15 protein-coding genes and 2 tRNA genes are annotated in these 17,327 nt (G+C 74.7%); 6 read left to right on the forward strand and 11 right to left on the reverse strand.

The features are described from left to right. Window positions 1-157 precede the first annotated feature (157 nt). Window positions 158-1,552, forward strand: coding sequence for a cystathionine beta-synthase (locus ACGBYP_RS06475; RefSeq protein WP_411582449.1), 1,395 nt, complete (start codon window positions 158-160; stop codon window positions 1,550-1,552). Then, window positions 1,549-2,688, forward strand: a complete 1,140-nt coding sequence (locus ACGBYP_RS06480) for a cystathionine gamma-synthase (protein ID WP_411582450.1) — start codon at window positions 1,549-1,551, stop codon at window positions 2,686-2,688. Before ACGBYP_RS06475 ends, ACGBYP_RS06480 begins: the two co-directional genes overlap by 4 nt. An 81-nt stretch (window positions 2,689-2,769) precedes the next feature. Here ACGBYP_RS06480 and map read toward each other — a convergent pair whose 3' ends face one another. Continuing rightward, window positions 2,770-3,540: a type I methionyl aminopeptidase gene (gene map, locus ACGBYP_RS06485; RefSeq protein WP_411582451.1), complete on the reverse strand. Its 771-nt coding sequence runs from the start codon at window positions 3,538-3,540 to the stop codon at window positions 2,770-2,772. Between the two features lie 49 nt (window positions 3,541-3,589). On the opposite strand from map, the gene ACGBYP_RS06490 reads away from it, so the two are divergent. Both ACGBYP_RS06490 and ACGBYP_RS06495 read left to right on the forward strand, forming a co-directional pair. Further along, entirely contained in the window at window positions 3,590-3,853 is a 264-nt protein-coding gene (locus ACGBYP_RS06490) for a helix-turn-helix domain-containing protein (protein WP_411582452.1), read from the forward strand. Between the two features lie 25 nt (window positions 3,854-3,878). Further along, window positions 3,879-4,760, forward strand: coding sequence for a glycosyltransferase family 2 protein (locus ACGBYP_RS06495; RefSeq protein ID WP_411582453.1), 882 nt, complete (start codon window positions 3,879-3,881; stop codon window positions 4,758-4,760). On the opposite strand, the gene ACGBYP_RS06500 is transcribed toward ACGBYP_RS06495, so the two are convergent. The 9 genes from ACGBYP_RS06500 to ACGBYP_RS06540 all read right to left on the reverse strand — a co-directional run bounded on the left by ACGBYP_RS06500 (window position 4,738) and on the right by ACGBYP_RS06540 (window position 13,491). Continuing rightward, entirely contained in the window at window positions 4,738-5,607 is an 870-nt protein-coding gene (locus ACGBYP_RS06500) for a polysaccharide pyruvyl transferase family protein (protein ID WP_411582454.1), read from the reverse strand. The genes ACGBYP_RS06495 and ACGBYP_RS06500 overlap by 23 nt on opposite strands. Before the next feature lie 33 nt (window positions 5,608-5,640). Further along, the gene (locus ACGBYP_RS06505; protein WP_411582455.1) at window positions 5,641-5,922 is read right to left on the reverse strand and encodes a GNAT family N-acetyltransferase; all 282 of its coding nucleotides are present in this window, start codon (window positions 5,920-5,922) and stop codon (window positions 5,641-5,643) included. 52 nt (window positions 5,923-5,974) lie between these two features. Continuing rightward, on the reverse strand, window positions 5,975-7,135 hold the full coding sequence (gene galK / locus ACGBYP_RS06510) for a galactokinase (protein ID WP_411582456.1): 1,161 nt from the start codon (window positions 7,133-7,135) through the stop codon (window positions 5,975-5,977). Continuing rightward, window positions 7,132-8,289: a galactose-1-phosphate uridylyltransferase gene (gene galT / locus ACGBYP_RS06515; protein WP_411582457.1), complete on the reverse strand. Its 1,158-nt coding sequence runs from the start codon at window positions 8,287-8,289 to the stop codon at window positions 7,132-7,134. Before galT ends, galK begins: the two co-directional genes overlap by 4 nt. A gap of 113 nt (window positions 8,290-8,402) precedes the next feature. Beyond that, a tRNA-Met gene (locus tag ACGBYP_RS06520) sits at window positions 8,403-8,479 on the reverse strand. Window positions 8,480-8,493: 14 nt separating this feature from the next. Further along, window positions 8,494-9,078 (reverse strand): N-acetyltransferase family protein, encoded by a 585-nt coding sequence (locus ACGBYP_RS06525; RefSeq protein ID WP_411582458.1) that lies wholly within the window; start codon window positions 9,076-9,078, stop codon window positions 8,494-8,496. Window positions 9,079-9,144: 66 nt separating this feature from the next. After that, window positions 9,145-9,221 (reverse strand) — tRNA-Met (locus ACGBYP_RS06530). A gap of 86 nt (window positions 9,222-9,307) precedes the next feature. After that, window positions 9,308-12,277, reverse strand: a complete 2,970-nt coding sequence (locus tag ACGBYP_RS06535; protein ID WP_411583677.1) for a UPF0182 family protein — start codon at window positions 12,275-12,277, stop codon at window positions 9,308-9,310. A gap of 191 nt (window positions 12,278-12,468) precedes the next feature. Next, the gene (locus ACGBYP_RS06540) at window positions 12,469-13,491 is read right to left on the reverse strand and encodes a PDZ domain-containing protein (RefSeq protein ID WP_411582459.1); all 1,023 of its coding nucleotides are present in this window, start codon (window positions 13,489-13,491) and stop codon (window positions 12,469-12,471) included. Between the two features lie 209 nt (window positions 13,492-13,700). Here ACGBYP_RS06540 and ACGBYP_RS06545 point away from each other — a divergent pair, with 209 nt between their 5' ends. Continuing rightward, window positions 13,701-15,098 (forward strand): zinc-dependent metalloprotease, encoded by a 1,398-nt coding sequence (locus ACGBYP_RS06545; protein ID WP_411582460.1) that lies wholly within the window; start codon window positions 13,701-13,703, stop codon window positions 15,096-15,098. Window positions 15,099-15,191: 93 nt separating this feature from the next. On the opposite strand, the gene ACGBYP_RS06550 is transcribed toward ACGBYP_RS06545, so the two are convergent. Then, a complete protein-coding gene (locus ACGBYP_RS06550; RefSeq protein WP_411582461.1) occupies window positions 15,192-15,815 on the reverse strand; it encodes a M48 family metallopeptidase in 624 nt (207 codons plus the stop codon). Between the two features lie 396 nt (window positions 15,816-16,211). Here ACGBYP_RS06550 and ACGBYP_RS06555 point away from each other — a divergent pair, with 396 nt between their 5' ends. Continuing rightward, window positions 16,212-17,282, forward strand: coding sequence for a ThiF family adenylyltransferase (locus ACGBYP_RS06555; protein WP_411582462.1), 1,071 nt, complete (start codon window positions 16,212-16,214; stop codon window positions 17,280-17,282). The last annotated feature ends 45 nt before the right edge of the window (window positions 17,283-17,327 follow it).

Genomic DNA, 17,327 nt, shown 5'->3' on the forward strand with positions numbered 1-17,327 from the left:
GGATAAACGGCACCTCGCCGTCGATCATCGTGCCGCTGGACACGATCGACCACAACCGGCCTGTCCAGGGCGGCGCCGGCCGCTGCGCCGTCCCCGTCTGGTGGGATGGGTGCACGGGCAGCGGCAACCGGCCGCGCCCGGTGTCGAGGAGGCCTGCGTGCAGTACGCCGAGTCCGTCATCGAGCTCATCGGTGACACCCCCCTGGTGCGGCTGCGGTCGGTCACCGCCCACCTGGGCCCGGACGCACCCCTGGTGCTGGCCAAGGTCGAGTACCTCAACCCGGGCGGCTCGGTGAAGGACCGGATCGCCCTGCGCATGGTCGAGGCGGCCGAGGCCTCCGGCGCCCTGCGGCCGGGCGGCACGATCATCGAGCCGACCAGCGGCAACACCGGGATCGGGCTGGCGCTGGTGGCCCAGACCCGGGGCTACCAGTGCGTCTTCGTCTGCCCGGACAAGGTGGGCCAGGAGAAGATCAACGTGCTGCGGGCCTACGGCGCCGAGGTGCACGTCTGCCCCACCGCCGTCGACCCGAGCGACCCGCGCTCCTACTACTCGGTCTCCGACCGGCTGGCCCGGGAGACCCCCGGCGGCTGGAAGGCCGACCAGTACGCCAACCCGGACAACCCGCGGTCGCACTACGAGACCACCGGTCCGGAGATCTGGGCGCAGACCGAGGGGCAGGTGACGCACTTCGTCACCGGCGCGGGCACCGGCGGCACGATCTCCGGCGTCGGCCGCTACCTCAAGGAGGCCAGCGGCGGCCGGGTGCAGGTCATCGGCGCCGACCCCGAGGGCTCGGTCTACTCCGGTGGCACCGGCCGGCCCTACCTGGTCGAGGGCGTGGGCGAGGACTTCTGGCCCGAGGCCTACGACAAGTCGATCGCCGACGAGATCATCGCGGTCTCCGACGGCGACTCCTTCGCCATGACCCGGCGGCTGGCCCGCGAGGAGGGGCTGCTGGTCGGCGGCTCCTGCGGGATGGCCGTGGTCGCGGCGCTGCGCGTGGCCGAGCGGCTCACGAAGGACGACGTCCTGGTCGTGCTGCTGCCCGACGGCGGCCGCGGCTACCTGAACAAGATCTTCAACGACGAGTGGATGGCCGACTACGGCTTCCTCACCGCCTCAGGCGGGGAGACGGTCGGCGAGCTGCTGGACGCCAAGTCGGGCACCACCCCGACCCTGGTGCACACCCACCCCACCGAGACCGTGCGCGACGCGATCGACATCCTCCGCGAGTACGGCGTCAGCCAGCTCCCGGTGGTCAAGGCCGAGCCGCCGGTCACCGCCGGCGAGGTGGTCGGCTCGGTCGCGGAGAAGACGCTGCTCGACGCCCTGTTCTCCGGCCGGGCCACGCTGTCGGACCCGGTGGAGCGGCACATGTCCGCACCGCTGCCGATCATCGGCTCCGGTGAGCCCGTCACCGCCGCGGTGAGCGCGCTGGGCGACGCCGACGCGCTGCTGGTGCACGTCGACGGCAAGCCCGCCGGTGTCGTCACCCGGCAGGACGTCCTCGGGCACCTCGTCGGCCTGCCGCCTACGGTCGCCTCATGACCGGTTTCAACACGCGCGCCATCCACGCCGGCCAGGAGCCGGACCCGGCGACCGGGGCGGTCATCCCGCCGATGCACCTGACCACCACCTACAAGCAGGACGGCGTGGGCGGGCTGCGCGGCGGCTACGAGTACAGCCGCAGCGCCAACCCGACCCGCGACACCCTGCAGACGGCGCTGGCCTCGCTGGAGCAGGGCAGCCGCGCCATGACGTTCGCCTCGGGCCTGGCCGCCGAGGACGTCCTGCTGCGCACCGTCTGCCGGCCCGGCGACCAGATCGTGCTGGGCGGCGACGCCTACGGCGGCACGTACCGGCTCATCTCCAAGGTGCAGGAGCCCTGGGGCGTCGGGCACGTCCCGGTCGACCTCAACGACCTGGACGCCGTCCGCGAGGCGGTCGCCCCGGAGACGACCCGGGTGCTGTGGTGCGAGACGCCCAGCAACCCGCTGCTGAACATCGCCGACATCGCCACGCTCGCCGAGATCGCGCACGCCGCCGGCACGCTGCTGGTCGTCGACAACACCTTCGCCAGCCCCTACCTGCAGCAGCCGCTGACCCTGGGCGCCGACGTCGTCGTCCACTCGACCACCAAGTACCTGGGCGGGCACTCCGACGTCGTCGGCGGCGCGCTGGTGGTCTCCGACGCCGAGCTCGGCGAGCGGCTGGCGTACCTGCAGAACGCCGCGGGCGCGGTCAACGGCCCGTTCGACGCGTGGCTGGTGCTGCGCAGCCTCAAGACCCTCGGCGTCCGGATGGACCGGCACAGCGCCAACGCCGGCCGCATCGCGGAGTGGCTGCTGGAGCACTCCGCGGTCTCGGCCGTGCTGTACCCGGGGCTGCCCGAGCACCGCAACCACGAGATCGCGGCGAAGCAGATGTCGCAGTTCGGCGGGATGGTGTCCTTCCGGCTGCGGGCCGGGGAGGAGGCCGCGCTGCGGGTCTGCGAGCGGGCGCGGGTGTTCACCCTGGCCGAGTCCCTCGGCGGGGTGGAGTCGCTCATCGAGCACCCGCACCGGATGACCCACGCCAGCGCCGCCGGCTCCCCGCTGGAGGTGCCCGCCGACCTGGTGCGCCTGTCGGTGGGCATCGAGGACGTCGACGACCTGCTGGCCGACCTCGACCAGGCCCTGGGCTGATGGAGGACCCCCGTGCCCCCCACCGCTCGCAGGCTCGCGGCGGACCCTGCACGGGGGCCGAGGGGAGGCCCTGCCCGACGTCTACGCCGGGAGCGTGAGGATGCGCGGGCCGTCGTCGGTGACGGCGACGGTGTGCTCGACGTGGGCCGCACGGCTGCCGTCGGCGCTGCGCAGCGTCCAGCCGTCGGCGTCGACCCGGTAGTCGTCGGAGCCGCCGGCCAGGAACCACGGCTCGATCGCGATGACCAGCCCGGCGCGCAGTTTCAGCCCCCGCCCGGCGCGGCCCTCGTTGGGCACGCTGGGCGCCTCGTGCATCGACCGGCCGATCCCGTGGCCGCCCTGGTCGGTGTTGATCCCGCACCCGCCGGCCCGGCCCACCGCACCGATGGCGGCCGAGACGTCGCCGAGCCGCCCGCCGACGACGGCCGCGGCGATCCCGGCCTCCAGGGCCCGGGTGGTGGTGTCGAGCAGCCGCAGGTCCTCGGCGCGGGGCGTGCCGACCGGGAAGGTGATGGCCGCGTCGCCGACCCAGCCGTCGAGGGTGGCTCCGGCGTCGACGCTGAGCAGGTCGCCGTCCTCGAGCTCCTGGGAGGTCGGGATGCCGTGCAGCGCGACGTCGTTGACCGACAGGCAGACCACGCCCGGGAACGGCGGCGTGCTGCGCAGCGGCGCGTAGCCGAGGAACGGCGAGCTGGCCCCGGCGTCGGCCAGCACCTGCCGGGCGGCCTCGTCGAGCTGGGTGAGCCGGACGCCGGGAGCCGCCAGTGCCCGTACCGCCGCGTGCATCCGGGCGACCACCGCGCCGGCGGCCCGCATGGCCTCGATCTCGCCCGGGGTGCGCAGTTCGATCACGTCGTCCTCCTGGTCCTGGTATTGCTATCCCGGTATTACTATCACGCCCATGGTGCGACCGCCGCTGAGCCCGGAAGAGCGTGAGCGCGGCCGTCGGCTGGGGGCGCTGCTGCGCGAGGCCCGCGGCGCCCGCACGCCGGGCGAGGTGGCCCTCGCCTCGGGGGTGAGCCTGGAGGCGCTGCGCAAGATCGAGTCCGGCCGCGTCCCGACGCCGGCGTTCTTCACCGTCGCCGCCCTCGCCCGGGCCGTCGACCTCCCGCTCGACGAGCTGGCCCTCGCCCTCGACGACACCGGTACCGCCCTCTCGGCCTGACCGGCGCCCCGGGTACAACTCTCCGGTGCACAGCGAGCCTGCGGTCAGCGTCGTCATCGCCACCCGGGACCGGCGGGCCTCGCTGCTCCGGTCACTGGCCCGGCTCGACGACGGCGTCCACCCGGTGGTCGTCGTCGACAACGCCTCCTCCGACGGCACCGCGGCCGCGGTGCGGGGACAGCACCCGCGGGTCGACGTCCTGGAGCTGCCGGCCAACGCCGGGGCGGTCGCCCGCACCGACGGCGTCCGCCGCGCCACGACCCGGTACGTGGCCTTCGCCGACGACGACTCCTGGTGGGAGCCGGGCGCCCTGGACGCCGCCGTCGCCCTGCTGGACGCCCACCCCCGGCTCGCCGTCGTCGTCGGCCGGGTGCGGATGGCCGGCGACGGCAGCGAGGACGCCGTCACCCGCAAGCACCGGCGCGCACTGCTCGGCCGCTCCCCCGCGGGACCCGACGTGCTGAGCTTCCCGGCGTTCGCCGCGGTGGTCCGCCGGGACGCCTACCTCGGTGCGGGCGGCTTCTCGCGGCTGCTGTTCTTCGGCGGCGAGGAGCACCTGCTGGCCCTGGACCTCGCCGCGGCCGGGTGGCAGCTCGTGTTCAGCGAGGACGTCGTCGCCTGGCACGACCCGGCCGGGCCGGACCGGCCCAGCGCGGCCCGCTGGTCGCTGCAGACCCGCAACGACGTGCTCGTCGACTGGCTGCGCCGTCCGCTCCCCGTGGCGCTCACCGCGACCGCGCGGCTGGCCCACCGGGCGGTCACCGAGCCGGCCGCCCGGACGGCGCTGGCCGGGCTGGTGCGCCTGCTCCCGGCCGCTCTCGCCCAGCGGCGGCCGGTGCCGGCGGAGGTGGAGCGACGCTTCGCCACCGCCCAGCGGCCGGCCGTCAGCCCTGCAGCCGGCGGCTGAGCCACTCCCGCGCCTGCGCGTTGGACGCCGCACCACGCTCCTGGGCGGCGGTGATCGCCTCGGCGAGCGTGCCGGACAGCGCGTGCTCGAGCGCGGCGTCCAGGGTGTGGGCGTCGACCTGGTCGCCCGGCACCACCAGCGGCCAGCCCAGCGCACCGGCCTGCGCGGTGACCTTGGCGCCACCGACGATGGCATCGCAGGCGATGACCGGCTTCCCGTGCGCCAGCCCGAGCACCAGCGCGTGCAGCCGCATGCTCACCACCGCGTCGGCCCGCCGGATGAGCGCCTCGACCTGCAGCGGGAACCGCTCGTAGGGCTTCTCGAAGCTGTCCATGGTCAGCTCGAACCACGGGATGGCGCGGGCGCCGAGCCACCCCTCGATGGCCGCGCGCACCTCGACCGCCCGGCTGCGGTCGCCGTACTCCTCCTGCGGCGGGGCGAACGCGACGGCCAGCACCGGGACGTCGGGCGTCCGGGTGGCCATGGCCAGGTCCGGGCGGGCGACACCGGGGGCGTCGCGCTCCCACACCTCGTGGAACAGGGCCCGGCCGGCCTCGGTGACCACCGAGACGTTGACCGCCCAGCGCTGGGCACCGGCGAACGCCTCGGTCAGCTCGCGCAGCAGCGGGGTGTCGGAGACCGGGCCGCTGACGAACACCAGGTGCGTGAAGTCGGCCGGGTCGAGGTCACGCCAGTTCGGCCCGCGCTGCAGGAAGGGCGCCCAGGCCACGGAGTGGTCGACGTCCAGCTCACGCAGCCAGCCCGCCACCACCTCGGCGCCCAGGTCGTCGCCGACGGTGGCGATCACCTCGTCGAAGCTGAACCAACCGGTGACCAGGACGCGCATGCGCCCAGCTTCGCAGGCGCTCCGCGCCGGACCTCAGGAAGGGTCGGCGACCAGGTCGCGGTACTCGGGGTGCCGCTCGATCCAGCCCTTCACGAACGAGCACTGCGGGACGACGGTGCCGCCCTGGCTGCGGACGTCGTCGAGCGCGGCCCGCACCAGGGTGCTGCCCAGCCCGGAGCCCTCGCTCTCGACCTCGGTGTGGGTGAACACCACCGTGGAGCCGTTGCGGAGGTACGCGGCGATGCCGAGCAGCCGGTCGCCGTCGCGGATCTCGTAGCGGCTGTCCTGCGGGGCGTCGGAGACGGTCGGTTCCATGCCCCTGCCGAACGGTGCTCCCGGGCGGGGTGTTCCCCCGCCCGGGAGCGCGTCAGCTCAGCCGGCGGGCCGCGGGGCCGGACGTGACGGTCAGCGTGACCGGCTCGGTCAGCCCGCGCTCGCGGCAGGCGGCCACGACCGCCGCGTCCACGGCGGCCGCGTCGGCCGGGCGGATCAGCGCGATCGCCGAGCCGCCGAACCCACCGCCGACCATCCGGGCACCGAGCGCACCGGCCGACCGCGCGGCCTCGACGACGACGTCGAGCTCGACCGCGGACACCTCGTAGTCGTCGCGCAGCGAGGCGTGCGAGGCGTCGAGCATCGGCCCGATCTCGGCCACCCGGCCGGCCCGCACCAGCTCGACGACGGTGTCGACGCGCTGGTTCTCCCCGACCACGTGCCGGGCCCGGGCCTGCAGCCGCGGGTCGGTGAGCCGGACGACGTCCTCGGGGGTGGCGTCGGACAGCCACTCCAGGCCCAGCTGGCGGGCCGCCTCGTCGCAGTCGGCGCGGCGCTTGGCGTACTGGCCGTCGGCGAGGGTGTGCTTGACCCGGGTGTCGATGACCATCAGCTCCAGCCCGGCCTCGGCCAGGCCCAGGTGCACCGGCTCGGTGCGGAAGTCGCGGGTGTGGATGAGCAGGGCCGAGCCCTCCTCGGCCAGCAGCGCGACCGTCTGGTCCATGCCGCCGGTGCCGGCGCCCACGACCTCGTTCTCCGCCCGGATCGCGGCCTGCACCAGCACGTGCCGCAGCTCGACCGAGTCGGTGCGGCCGGCCAGCTCCGCCGCGGCGAAGGCCACCGCGGCCTCCAGCGACGCCGAGCTGGACAGGCCCGCGCCCAGCGGGACGTCGCTGCTGACCGACAGGTCCATGCCGGGTACGTCGATGCCGGCCTGCTGCAGCGCCCACAGCGTGCCCGCCGCGTAGCCGGCCCAGCCGGTGGCGGTGCCCGGGCCCAGGTCGCCCAGCCGGCCCTCGAACGGCGCGGCGTCCGGGTCGGTGCTCGACAGCCGGACGACGTCGTCGTCCCGGCGGCGGACGGCGGCGGCGGTGATGCGGGTCAGCGCCATCGGCAGGCAGCGGCCGCCGTTGTAGTCGACGTGCTCACCGATCAGGTTGACCCGGCCGGGGGCGGTCCAGACGCCGTCCGGCTCGACCTCCCAGGTCGCGCGCAGCTCGGCGACCGCGAGGTCGGCCTGTTCCCGGGCGCTCACGACGCCACCTCCCGCAGCCGGTCGGCGATGCGCTCCGGCGTCGTGTCGTTGATCCAGGCACCCATGCCGGACTCGGAGCCGGCCAGGTACTTGAGCTTGCCCGGTGCCCGCAGCAGCGAGAACAGCTGCAGGTGCAGCCGGCCCAGGTCGCGGTCCTCGCCGGTCGGCGCCTGGTGCCAGCCGGAGATGTAGGGCACCCGGTCGACACCCGGGTGGAAGCGGGACAGCCGGCGCAGCAGCTCCTGGTAGACCACCGCGAGCTCGGCCTTCTCCGCGTCGTGCAGCGCGGCGAGGTCGGGCACGTCGCGGTGCGGGGCCAGGTGCACCTCGATCGGCCAGCGGGCGGCGCGGGGCACGTAGGCGGTGAAGTGCTCCCCGCTCAGCACGACCCGGGTGCCCTCGGCCTGCTCGGCGGCGAGCACGTCGGCGAGCAGGTTGCCCCCGGTGGCCTCGCGGTGCTTGCGGGCCTGCTCGACCAGCTGCGCGGACCGCGGCGGCACGGTCGGGTAGGCGTAGACCTGCCCGTGCGGGTGGGTCAGCGTCACCCCGATCTCCTGGCCGCTGTTCTCGAACACGAACACCTCGGCCACCTGCGGGTCGGCCGAGTGGGCGGCGGTGCGCTGGGCCCACGCCTCGACGATCGTGCGCATCCGCGCCACGGGCAGGTCGACGACGGCGGCCTCGTGGTCGCTGGAGAACACCACGACGTCGCAGTGCCCGTACGCGGGCCGGTCGGCGGGACCGAACGCCGGCGGCGCGGCGTCCGCGCCCGGGCCGACGGTCAGCGGCGCGAAGCTGGGGAACCGGTTGGCGAAGGCCACGACGTCGTAGCTGCTGTCGGGCACCTCGGTGGGTCGCGCCGGGTCCAGGGTCGGGTCCAGCGGGCAGTCGGCGGCACTGGGCAGGAACGTGCGGTTCATCCGGTGGCCGGCGATCGTCACCCACTCCCCGGTGAGCACGTCGAAGCGGACCTCACCGGCGTGCGGGGGCTCCGGCAGCGGGCGGGTGTCCTCGGCCTCGTGCACCGCGCCGGCAGTGGCCACGTCGTCGAAGTAGAACATCGGACGGCCGTCGGCCATCGTCCGCTCGGTGACCTGGCCCGGCCACTGGTCCGCTCCGTCGGCGGGGTGTCCCACCGTGGGTCCGGCGTCCATGTGTGTCGTCCTCCTGTCGAGCTGTGTTCCCCCGAACGGACTGAGTCTGCACGGGCACGCACGGCAGACAGACGGAGGGCCCGGTCACCTGTTCGGTGACCGGGCCCTCCGGTTGGTAGCGGGGACAGGATTTGAACCTGTGACCTCTGGGTTATGAGCCCAGCGAGCTACCGAGCTGCTCCACCCCGCGTCGCAGGGAGAACACTACCCCACGTCCGGCCGGCGCGCTCGCGGGGGGCCGTCCGGCGTCCAGGGCGCGGGCTCGGCCGGCTCCGCCGGCGGCTCCCGCAGCGGCAGCTGCCACCAGCCGACGTCGTGCCAGCGGCCGGCCTTGTACCCGGCGGCGCGGTAGACGCCCACCGGGGTGAAGCCGAGCGCGGTGTGCAGCCCCACGCTCGCGTCGTTGGGCAGCGCGATGCCGGCGAAGGCCGTCACGTACCCGAGCGGGAGCAGCTCGGCCAGCAGCCGCTCGTACAGCGCCCGCCCGGTGCCCGCGCCGCGCTCGTCGGCGGAGAGGTAGACCGAGCAGCTGACCGACCAGCGGTAGGCCGCACGGACGTTGTGCGGCGCCGCGTAGGCGTAGCCGACCACCGCGCCGTCCCGCTCGGCGGCGACCCAGGGCAGGCGGGGCGCGCCGAGCATCCGGCGGGCGATCTCGGCCGCGTCCGGCGGCACGGTCTCGAAGGAGGCCACCGAGCCGGTGACGTGCGGCCGGTAGACGGCGGCGATCCCCGCGGCGTCCGCGGTGTCGGCGGTGTCGGCGGCTCGGACTCCGGCGGGGCTGCGCACGGCGGGCAGCGTAGCCAGGAGACGACGAAGGCCCGGTCACCCTGGGGGTGACCGGGCCTTCGTCGGTGGTAGCGGGGGCAGGATTTGAACCTGCGACCTCTGGGTTATGAGCCCAGCGAGCTACCGAGCTGCTCCACCCCGCGTCGCTGGGAAAATCATACCCCACCTGCGGTGGCTCGCTGCGCAGGGGTGGTCCCCGGGGTCACGACCCCGGGGACCACCCGCCTGCTCAGCCCGTCGGCGACGGGGCCGGCGTGGACGACGGCGCGGCGGACGCCTGCCCGTTGGCCGCCTGGTAGGCCTGCACCGCAGCCTGCAGGTCGGCCTGCGCCTGCCCGATCCGGGCGAAGTCGCCGGCCCGGGTGGCCTCCCCGAGCGCGGTGATCGCGTCGTTGAGCCGGGTCACCGCCGCGTCCCGGGCAGCCTCGTCGACCGGCCCGGCGCTCGGTGCCGGGGTGGCGCCGTCGGTCGGTGCCGGGGTCGGCGTGGTCGGCGTGGCCGGCGGGGTCCCGCCGTCGGCGGCCACCTCGCCCACGCCCTGCCCGAAGACCTGGTCCAGCGCCTCGGCGAGGGTGTCGGCGTAGCCGATCCGGTCGGCGTAGTTGACCAGCACCTTCTGCAGCAACGGGAAGGAGTTCTCCCCGGTCCCCTGCACGTACAGCGGCTCGACGTAGAGCAGGCCGGCGTCCCCGATCGGCAGGGTGAGCAGGTTGCCGAACACCGCCCGGGAGTTCTCGCTGCTGAACAGCGTGAGGTCGGGCCGGACCTGGTTGTTGGTCACGAAGGCGTTCTGCACCTGGTTCGGCCCCCGGTAGGGGGTGTTGCCGGGCAGTCGCAGCACCTGGATGTCGCCGTAGGTCTCGGGGTCGGAGGAGGCGGAGACGAACGCCGACAGGTTGTCCCGCTCGAAGGCGTTGAGCGCGCTGGTGAGCTGGAAGCTCGCCTCCTCGTCACCCGGCCGCTGCGACAGGATGTAGTACGGGGGCTGGTCCTCGTCGGTGGTGGTGCCCTGCTGCGTCGGGTCCGCCGAGACCTGCCACCGGTCGTTCTGGTTGTAGAAGGCGATCGGGTCGGACACGTGGTACCGGGTCAGGATGTCCCGCTGCAGCTTGAACAGGTCCTCCGGGTACCGGACGTGGCTCTCCAGCTCGGCGGTCACGTCGCTGCGCGGCTTCACCAGACCCGGGAAGGCCTTCATGTAGGTCGCCAGCACCGGGTCGGTGTCGTCCCAGGCGTACAGGCTGACCGTGCCGTCGTAGGCGTCGACCGTGGCCTTGACCGAGTTGCGGATGTAGTTGAACTGCTGGTCGGGCAGGGCGGTCGTGCCCGTCCCGGTCAGCGCGTCCGCGGCGCTGTCCCGCAGCGACATCTGCTCGGAGTAGGGGTAGGCGTCCGAGGTGGTGTAGCCGTCGAGGATCCACACGATCCTGCCGTCGACGACCGCCGGGTAGGGGTCGCCGTCCACGGTGAGGAAGGGCGCGGCCTTCTCCACCCGGTCGCGCGGGTTGCGCACGTAGAGCACCTTGGACTGGTCGTTGACCGCGCTGGAGAGCAGGAAGTTCCGCTCCCGGTAGTAGATGGCGTAGGTCAGCCGGCGGAAGAAGCTGCCGACCGAGACGCCCCCGGCGCCGTCGTAGGTGGAGTTGATCTGCCCCTCGCCGGACCCACCCTCGGGCTGGTCGAACTCCCGGGGCGAGGGCCCGCCGACGACCGAGTAGACGTCGACGCCGTCGTTGTTGAGCAGCTCGCCGTAGTAGATCTGCGAGCGGTCGACCTGGATGTCACCGCGGTTGGGCAGGTCGCCGGTGGTGAAGTTGGGCTCGCCGCCCTCGGACCCGGCGACCACCTCGTTGGCCGGCGCGGCCACGAAGCCGTTGCCGTGGGTGTAGACGGTGTGCCGGTTGATCCAGCTGCTCTGGTTGCCGCTGAGCTCGGAGCTGTTGAGCTCGCGCACGGCCACCACGTAGTCCTGGGTGACGCCGTCGACGGTGTAGCGGTCGATGTCCAGCTTCTCGGGGAAGCCGTAGACGTTGCGGATCTGCTGGCGGGCGGTGAACGTCGCGGACAGCACGTTGGGGTCCAGCAGCCGCGCGTTGGGGATCGTCTCGGTGTCGTCGCGCAGCGCGGCGATGGCCGCGTCGCGGTCGGCGCCCTCGGTCTGGTCCTGCGCGTAGTTGACGTACTCGATGTCGTTGAGCTGGTAGGCGTCCAGGGTGGAGGTGATCGCCCGGCCGGTGAACTCCGCCTCCCGCTGGTCGGCCGAGGGCCGGACGACGAACTGCTGCACGATCGCGGGGTAGGCGAAGCCGATGAGCAGGCTGGCCACCAGCAGCAGCCCCAGCGCCGCGGCCGGCAGCACGGTGTTGCGCACGGCGATGTTGACGAAGAACGCGATCGCGCAGATCGCGGCCACCACGACCAGGATGTTCTTGGCCGGCAGCAGCGCGTTGACGTCGGTGTAGGAGGCGCCGGTGTACAGCCCGCCCCGGTCGGAGTACACGAGGCTGTAGCGGTCCAGCCAGTAGGCGACCGCCTTGAGCGCCACGAACAGGCCCAGCAGCACCGACAGCTGCACCCGGGCCGCGCCGGTGAGCTTCTGCCCCGGAGTCTGCAGCCGCAGCCCACCGAACACGTAGTGGGTCAGCACCGACCCGATCAGCGCCAGCAGCACGATCGTGAACCCGAAGCCCAGCGCGAGCCGGTAGAAGGGCAGGTCGAACACGAAGAAGGAGATGTCCCGGCCGAACTGCGGGTCGGTGGCGTTGAACGGGGTGGCGTTGCGCCAGGCCAGCCAGGTCTGCCAGCTGCCCTGCGCGGCCGCCCCGGCCAGCAGGCCCAGCACGACCCCCAGCGCGGTGAGCACGACCTTGCGGCGGGGCTCCAGCGACTGGCGGTAGCGCTCGAGGTTCTGCTGCTCCAGCGACATCGGCCGGAACGCGGGCCGGAACCGGTAGGCCAGGTGCACCGCCAGCACCACCAGTCCACCGGTGGCCACCCCGGCCAGGGCGAACAGCAGGGCGCGGGTCTGCACCTCGGTCCAGAACACCTCGGTGAAACCGGTCTCGTCGAACCACAGGTAGTCGACGTAGACGTTGGTCAGCGTGCCGATCACGGTGGACAGCACCAGCAGCACGGCGACGACGCCGATGGCCAGCTTGGCGCGCCGGGACAACGCCGGCACCGGCACGGGGGGCCGCATGGCCACGGTCGGACTCCTGTCTCAAGGGTGGGCGCGGGCACGGGGCCCGGCCGCGGGAACTCGGACACGGAGAGCCCGCACCCCGCCGTGAGCGGGGAGGAGCGGGCCTGGGGTCCGCTCCCTCAACTGCTGTCGGCGGCGGCGGGTTCCCGGCCGTGCCACAAGCACACCACGGTCCGGCGCCCGGGCGGTCAGCAGGGAGCGGGCGTCCTCCCGGCGCGCAGGTCACCCAGCGCGGTCAGGGCGTCGTCCAGGGTGGCCACCTTGGCCATCGGCAGGCCGGGCTGGGCGTTGGCCAGCGCCTCGGCGCAGTTGGCCGCCGGCACCAGGAACAGCACCGCGCCGATGTCGCGGGCGGAGACGAGCTTGAGCGGGATGCCGCCGATCGGGCCGACCGCGCCGGTGGCGTCGATGGTGCCGGTGCCGGCGATGACCGCGCCCTCGGTCAGGTCGGTGTCGCCGACCATGTCGATGATCCCCAGCGACAGCATCAGCCCGGCCGAGGGACCGCCGACGTCGTCCACCTGGATCGACACGTCGAAGGGCGCGTAGGGGGTCTCCAGGACCTGGATGCCCAGCGCCGAACCGTCGCCCTCCTGCGCCGCGCCGGTGGTGACCGTGGCGGTGCCGGCGACGCCCATCCGGGTGTAGTCGACCTGCACCGCGGTCGAGGGCGGGATGGCCTGCAGCGCGGCGAGCAGCGCGTCCTGGGTCGGTGTGGGCGTGCCGTCGACGGCCACCACCGCGTCGCCGTCCTCCAGCCGGCCCGCCGACGGCGACCCCTCCGGCAGGCCCTGGACGACGACCTGCACCGGGTAGCCCAGCTCGGCCAGCGCGGCCCCGCGGGCGGACTGCTCGGAGGTGAGGAATGCCTGCCGGTTCTCCGCCTGCGTCTCCTGCACCGACTTCCCCGACGGGTAGACCTGCTCGCGCGGGACGACGGTCACCTCGCCGTCGAGCCAGCCCTGGACCGCGCGCACCAGGTTCAGCGAGCCCTGCGGGATGCCGACGGTGGTGAGGTTGAGGTTCCCGGACGTGTCGTTGGGCTCGCGGCCGGTGACGGTGATGATCGGGGTGCCGTTGATGTCGCCGAGGGTGTTGTAGGTGGGCCCGGGCACCTGCGCCACGTAGGGCACGGGCAGGACGGCACCGAGCACCCCGAACAGCAGCAGCAGGACGGTGCCGGTCACCAGCACGGTGCTCCGACGACTCACGGTTCCTCCTCGCGGCCAGCGGCCGACGTCGGCTGGCCGCCCGGCCCCGTCGGCCCCGAGGCCGCGGCGAGCGCACCCGTCGAACGGCGAGCGTAGGTGACCGCGGCGACCGGGCGGCCCGGGGCGGGTTCGCCGAGGGCGGAACCGCAGGAGCCCAGGAGTCCGGTCGGGGCCGGTCGGGCGGGTGCCCGCGCGGCTACGGTGGAGCCATGAGCGATGTGCCCTTCGGCTTCGGACTCCCCGACCGCGACCCCGAGCGACGGGGTGAGTCCGACGGGCCCGGCGGCACCGGGCCGAGCGCGAACGACCCGTTCGGCCTCGGCGCCCTGTTCGGCGGCGGCCTGGGCGGGCCCGGCGGGGGCGACCCGTCGGAGCTGCTGGGCAAGATGCCGCTGTTCGCCGAGCTGCAGAAGCTGATGAACTACTCGGGCGGCCCGGTGAACTGGGACCTCGCCCGGCAGGGCGCGATCAGCCAGCTCGCCCCCGGCCACCAGCCGACCTCGGCCGCCGAGCGCGCCGCGGTCGCCGAGTCCCTGCGCCTGGCCGACCTGTGGCTGGACCAGGTCACCGAGCTGCCCTCGGGCATCGACCGCGGGCTGGCCTGGTCGCGGGTGGAGTGGGTCGAGCAGACGCTGCCGGCCTGGAGCGCGCTCATCGACCCGCTGGCCGAGCGCGTCGTCGCCGCGATGACCAGCGCACTGCCGGCCGAGGCCGCCCAGATCGCCGGCCCGCTCGCCGGGATCATGGGCCAGATGGGCGGCGTCATGTTCGGCGCCCAGGTCGGCCAGGCCCTGGCCAAGCTGGCCGACGAGGTCACCACCAGCACCGAGGTCGGGCTGCCGCTGGGGCCCAAGGGCGCCGGCGTGCTGCTGCCGCAGAACGTCACCGCGTTCGGTGCAGGTCTCGACCGCCCCGAGGACGAGGTCCGGTTGTTCCTCGCCCTGCGCGAGGCCGCCCACCAGCGCCTGTTCGCGCACGTGCCGTGGCTGCGCCAGCAGCTCACCGACGCCGTCCACGCCTACGCCCGCGGCATCCACGTCGACCCCGAGGCGATCCAGCGTGGTCTGGACGAGGCGATGAGCGGCATGGAGGGCGGGCTGGACCCGCAGGACCCCGAGAGCATCCAGCGGCTGCTGGGCAGCGGTGTGCTCGAGCCGGAGGAGACCCCCGAGCAGGCCATGGCGCTGCGCCGGCTGGAGACCCTGCTGGCCCTGGTCGAGGGCTGGGTCGACACCGTCGTGGCGGCCGCGGCCGCCGAGCGGCTGCCCGGGCACTCCGCGCTGGCCGAGACGATGCGCCGGCGCCGGGCGTCCGGCGGACCGGCCGAGCAGACCTTCGCCACCCTGGTCGGGCTGCACCTGCGCCCGCGCCGGGCCCGCGACGCCAGCACGGTGTGGGGCGCGATGGCGCAGAAGCACGGCCCGGCCGAGCGGGACCGCCTCTGGTCGCACCCGGACCTGCTGCCCACCTCCGACGACCTCGACGAGCCGCTGGACTTCGTCGCCCGCCAGGGCGCGGCCGACCCGTTCGCCGAGCTGACCGAGGGCTCCGACCCCCGCGACGACCAGGACGGCGACACCCCCGAAGGCCCCACACCGCAGAGCTGAGGAAGGACCCCCTTCCCGGGGCCCCACGCGCTCCGCGCGCGGCGGGCCCCGGGAAGGGGGTCGACCGAGCCTGGTGGTGCCGAGCGGCCCCGGTCAGGCGACGGTGCCGGGCTCCAGGTCGTCGTCCTCGGGACGGCTGCCGGCGGAGCCGTGCTCGACGCCCTCCAGGAAGCCCAGCGCCCGGTCGGCCTGCGGGTAGGCCCGCACCAGCGCCCAGAAGTGCTCGTCGTGGCTGGCCTCGAGCAGGTGCGCGAGCTCGTGCACCAGCACGTAGTCGACGACGTACTCCGGCATGCCGCGCAGCCGGCTGGAGAGCCGGATCGACCGGTCCGCGGGGGTGCAGGAGCCCCACCGGCGGTTCTGGTTGTCGACCCACCGGATGCTCGCCGGCACCGCGCGGCCGCGCAGGTGGGCGTCGGAGAGCTCGAGCGCACGCACCATCAGGTCCTCGTCGGAGGCCAGGTTGCGCCGCCGGCGGTCCTCGCGGGTCTGCAGCTTGGCGACCATCTGGTCGACCCACCGCCGCTCCTCGGCCGCGCTGAACGCCGCGGGGATGAGCACCACGGTGCGGCCGTTCTCGCGGTAGGCGGTCACGGTCCGGCGGCGTCGCGCGCTGCGGCGGACCTCCACCTCGCTGTCGAGGCGCGGCGCCGTGCGCACGGCGGGGACGGCGGCCGTCGACGCAGCCGGCGGGCGGCGGTCAGGTCGTGGTTGCACGAACGCACCGTAACCGGCAGCCGCGAGCGCCCCCTGATGAGGACACCCGGACGTGGACAGGTGCACACGGACAGTGGACACCTGGCCCCGGGGCGTCCCCCGAACGGTGGAACGGCCGTCCCGTGTCCACAGGCCGCCCGCCGCGTCCGTGCTGGTGGGGACGGCGTTCACGCCCCGTTGGGCCGGTCGTCACCCCCTGGGTCCCCTGCCGGTGCACAACGACACCCCGACGGGTCCCCACGGTGTCCACAGCTGTGTCCACAGGCTGTGGGCACAGCTCGTCCAGCGCGCCCCGCGGGAACCTACGGCCGCTGTCCACGATCTCCGCGCCGACGCGCCGGAGCACCTGTGGACGAACTGCGCGGACGGGGCTGCTCCGCTGGCACGCTGCCCGCGATGACCGAGACCCCGCACCCGCTGCTGCCCGCCACCACCCCGGTCCTCCGGCTGGACGACGACCTGCTGCAGGTCGGCGGGGTCGACGGCCGCGCGGGACTGCGCCTGCACCCCGCCGGGGCCGAGGTCACCGCGCTGCTGCGGGGGCTGGACGGCCGGCGGAGCGAGCGGGCCGTGCGCAGCGAGTCGGTCGCGGGCGGGGTACCGGCCGAGGTGGTCGACGACCTGCTCGCCGGGTTGCGGGGCGCCGGCCTGGTGCACGACCTCGCCGCCACCGACCTGCTGGCGACCGACCCGGGCCCGGCGGCCGCGGCCCGGGCCGGGCTGGAGCTGCCCGCGGCCATGCCCCGCGCGGGCACCGGTGGGCGGTGGCGGTCCCGCCGGCAGTGCGCCGTGGTGGTCGACGGGGCGACCCGGGTGGGCACACCGCTGGCCGCGGTGCTGGCCGCCAGCGGGGTCGGCCGGGTGCACGTGCGCGACCGCGGGCCCACCCGGGCGGGCGACACCGTCGTCGGCGGGGCGACGGCGGCCGACGAGGGGCGGCCCCGGGCACTGGCCGCCGCGGACGCCGTCCGCCGGGTCAGCCCGCTCACCGACCTGCGGCCGCTGCCGCCCGAGCGCACACCCGACCTGGTCGTGCTCTGCCGCCCGTGGGCGGCCGCCGACCCGTTGTCGGCTGCGCTGCAGCGGGCCGGCACGCCGCACCTGGTGGCCACGGTCCGCGAGGAGACCGGCGTGGTCGGCCCGCTGGTGCTGCCCGGTGGCACCAGCAGTTGCCTGCGCTGCGCCGACGCGCGCCGCCGCGACGACGACCCCGCCTGGCCGCGGCTGGCCGCCCAGCTGGCCGCGACCGACCCCGGGCCCAGCGGCGCCACCGTCACCTGCCTGCTCACCGCGCTGACCGCCGCGGTGCAGGTGCTGGCCCTGCTCGACGGCGACGACGAGCCGGTCACCGTCGGGGCGACCCTGGAGCTGCGGCCACCGGACCTGCTCCCCCGGCTGCGGCGCTGGCCCCCGCACCCGGACTGCGCCTGCGGGGCGGCGGCCCGGCTCGCCGCAGCCGGTGGCTGACCGCCGCCGCAGCGGTCGCGGGTCGCGGCCGGGGCGGCGCCGGCC

Source organism: Modestobacter sp. SSW1-42 (genome assembly GCF_046635825.1).
Lineage (GTDB): Bacteria > Actinomycetota > Actinomycetes > Mycobacteriales > Geodermatophilaceae > Modestobacter.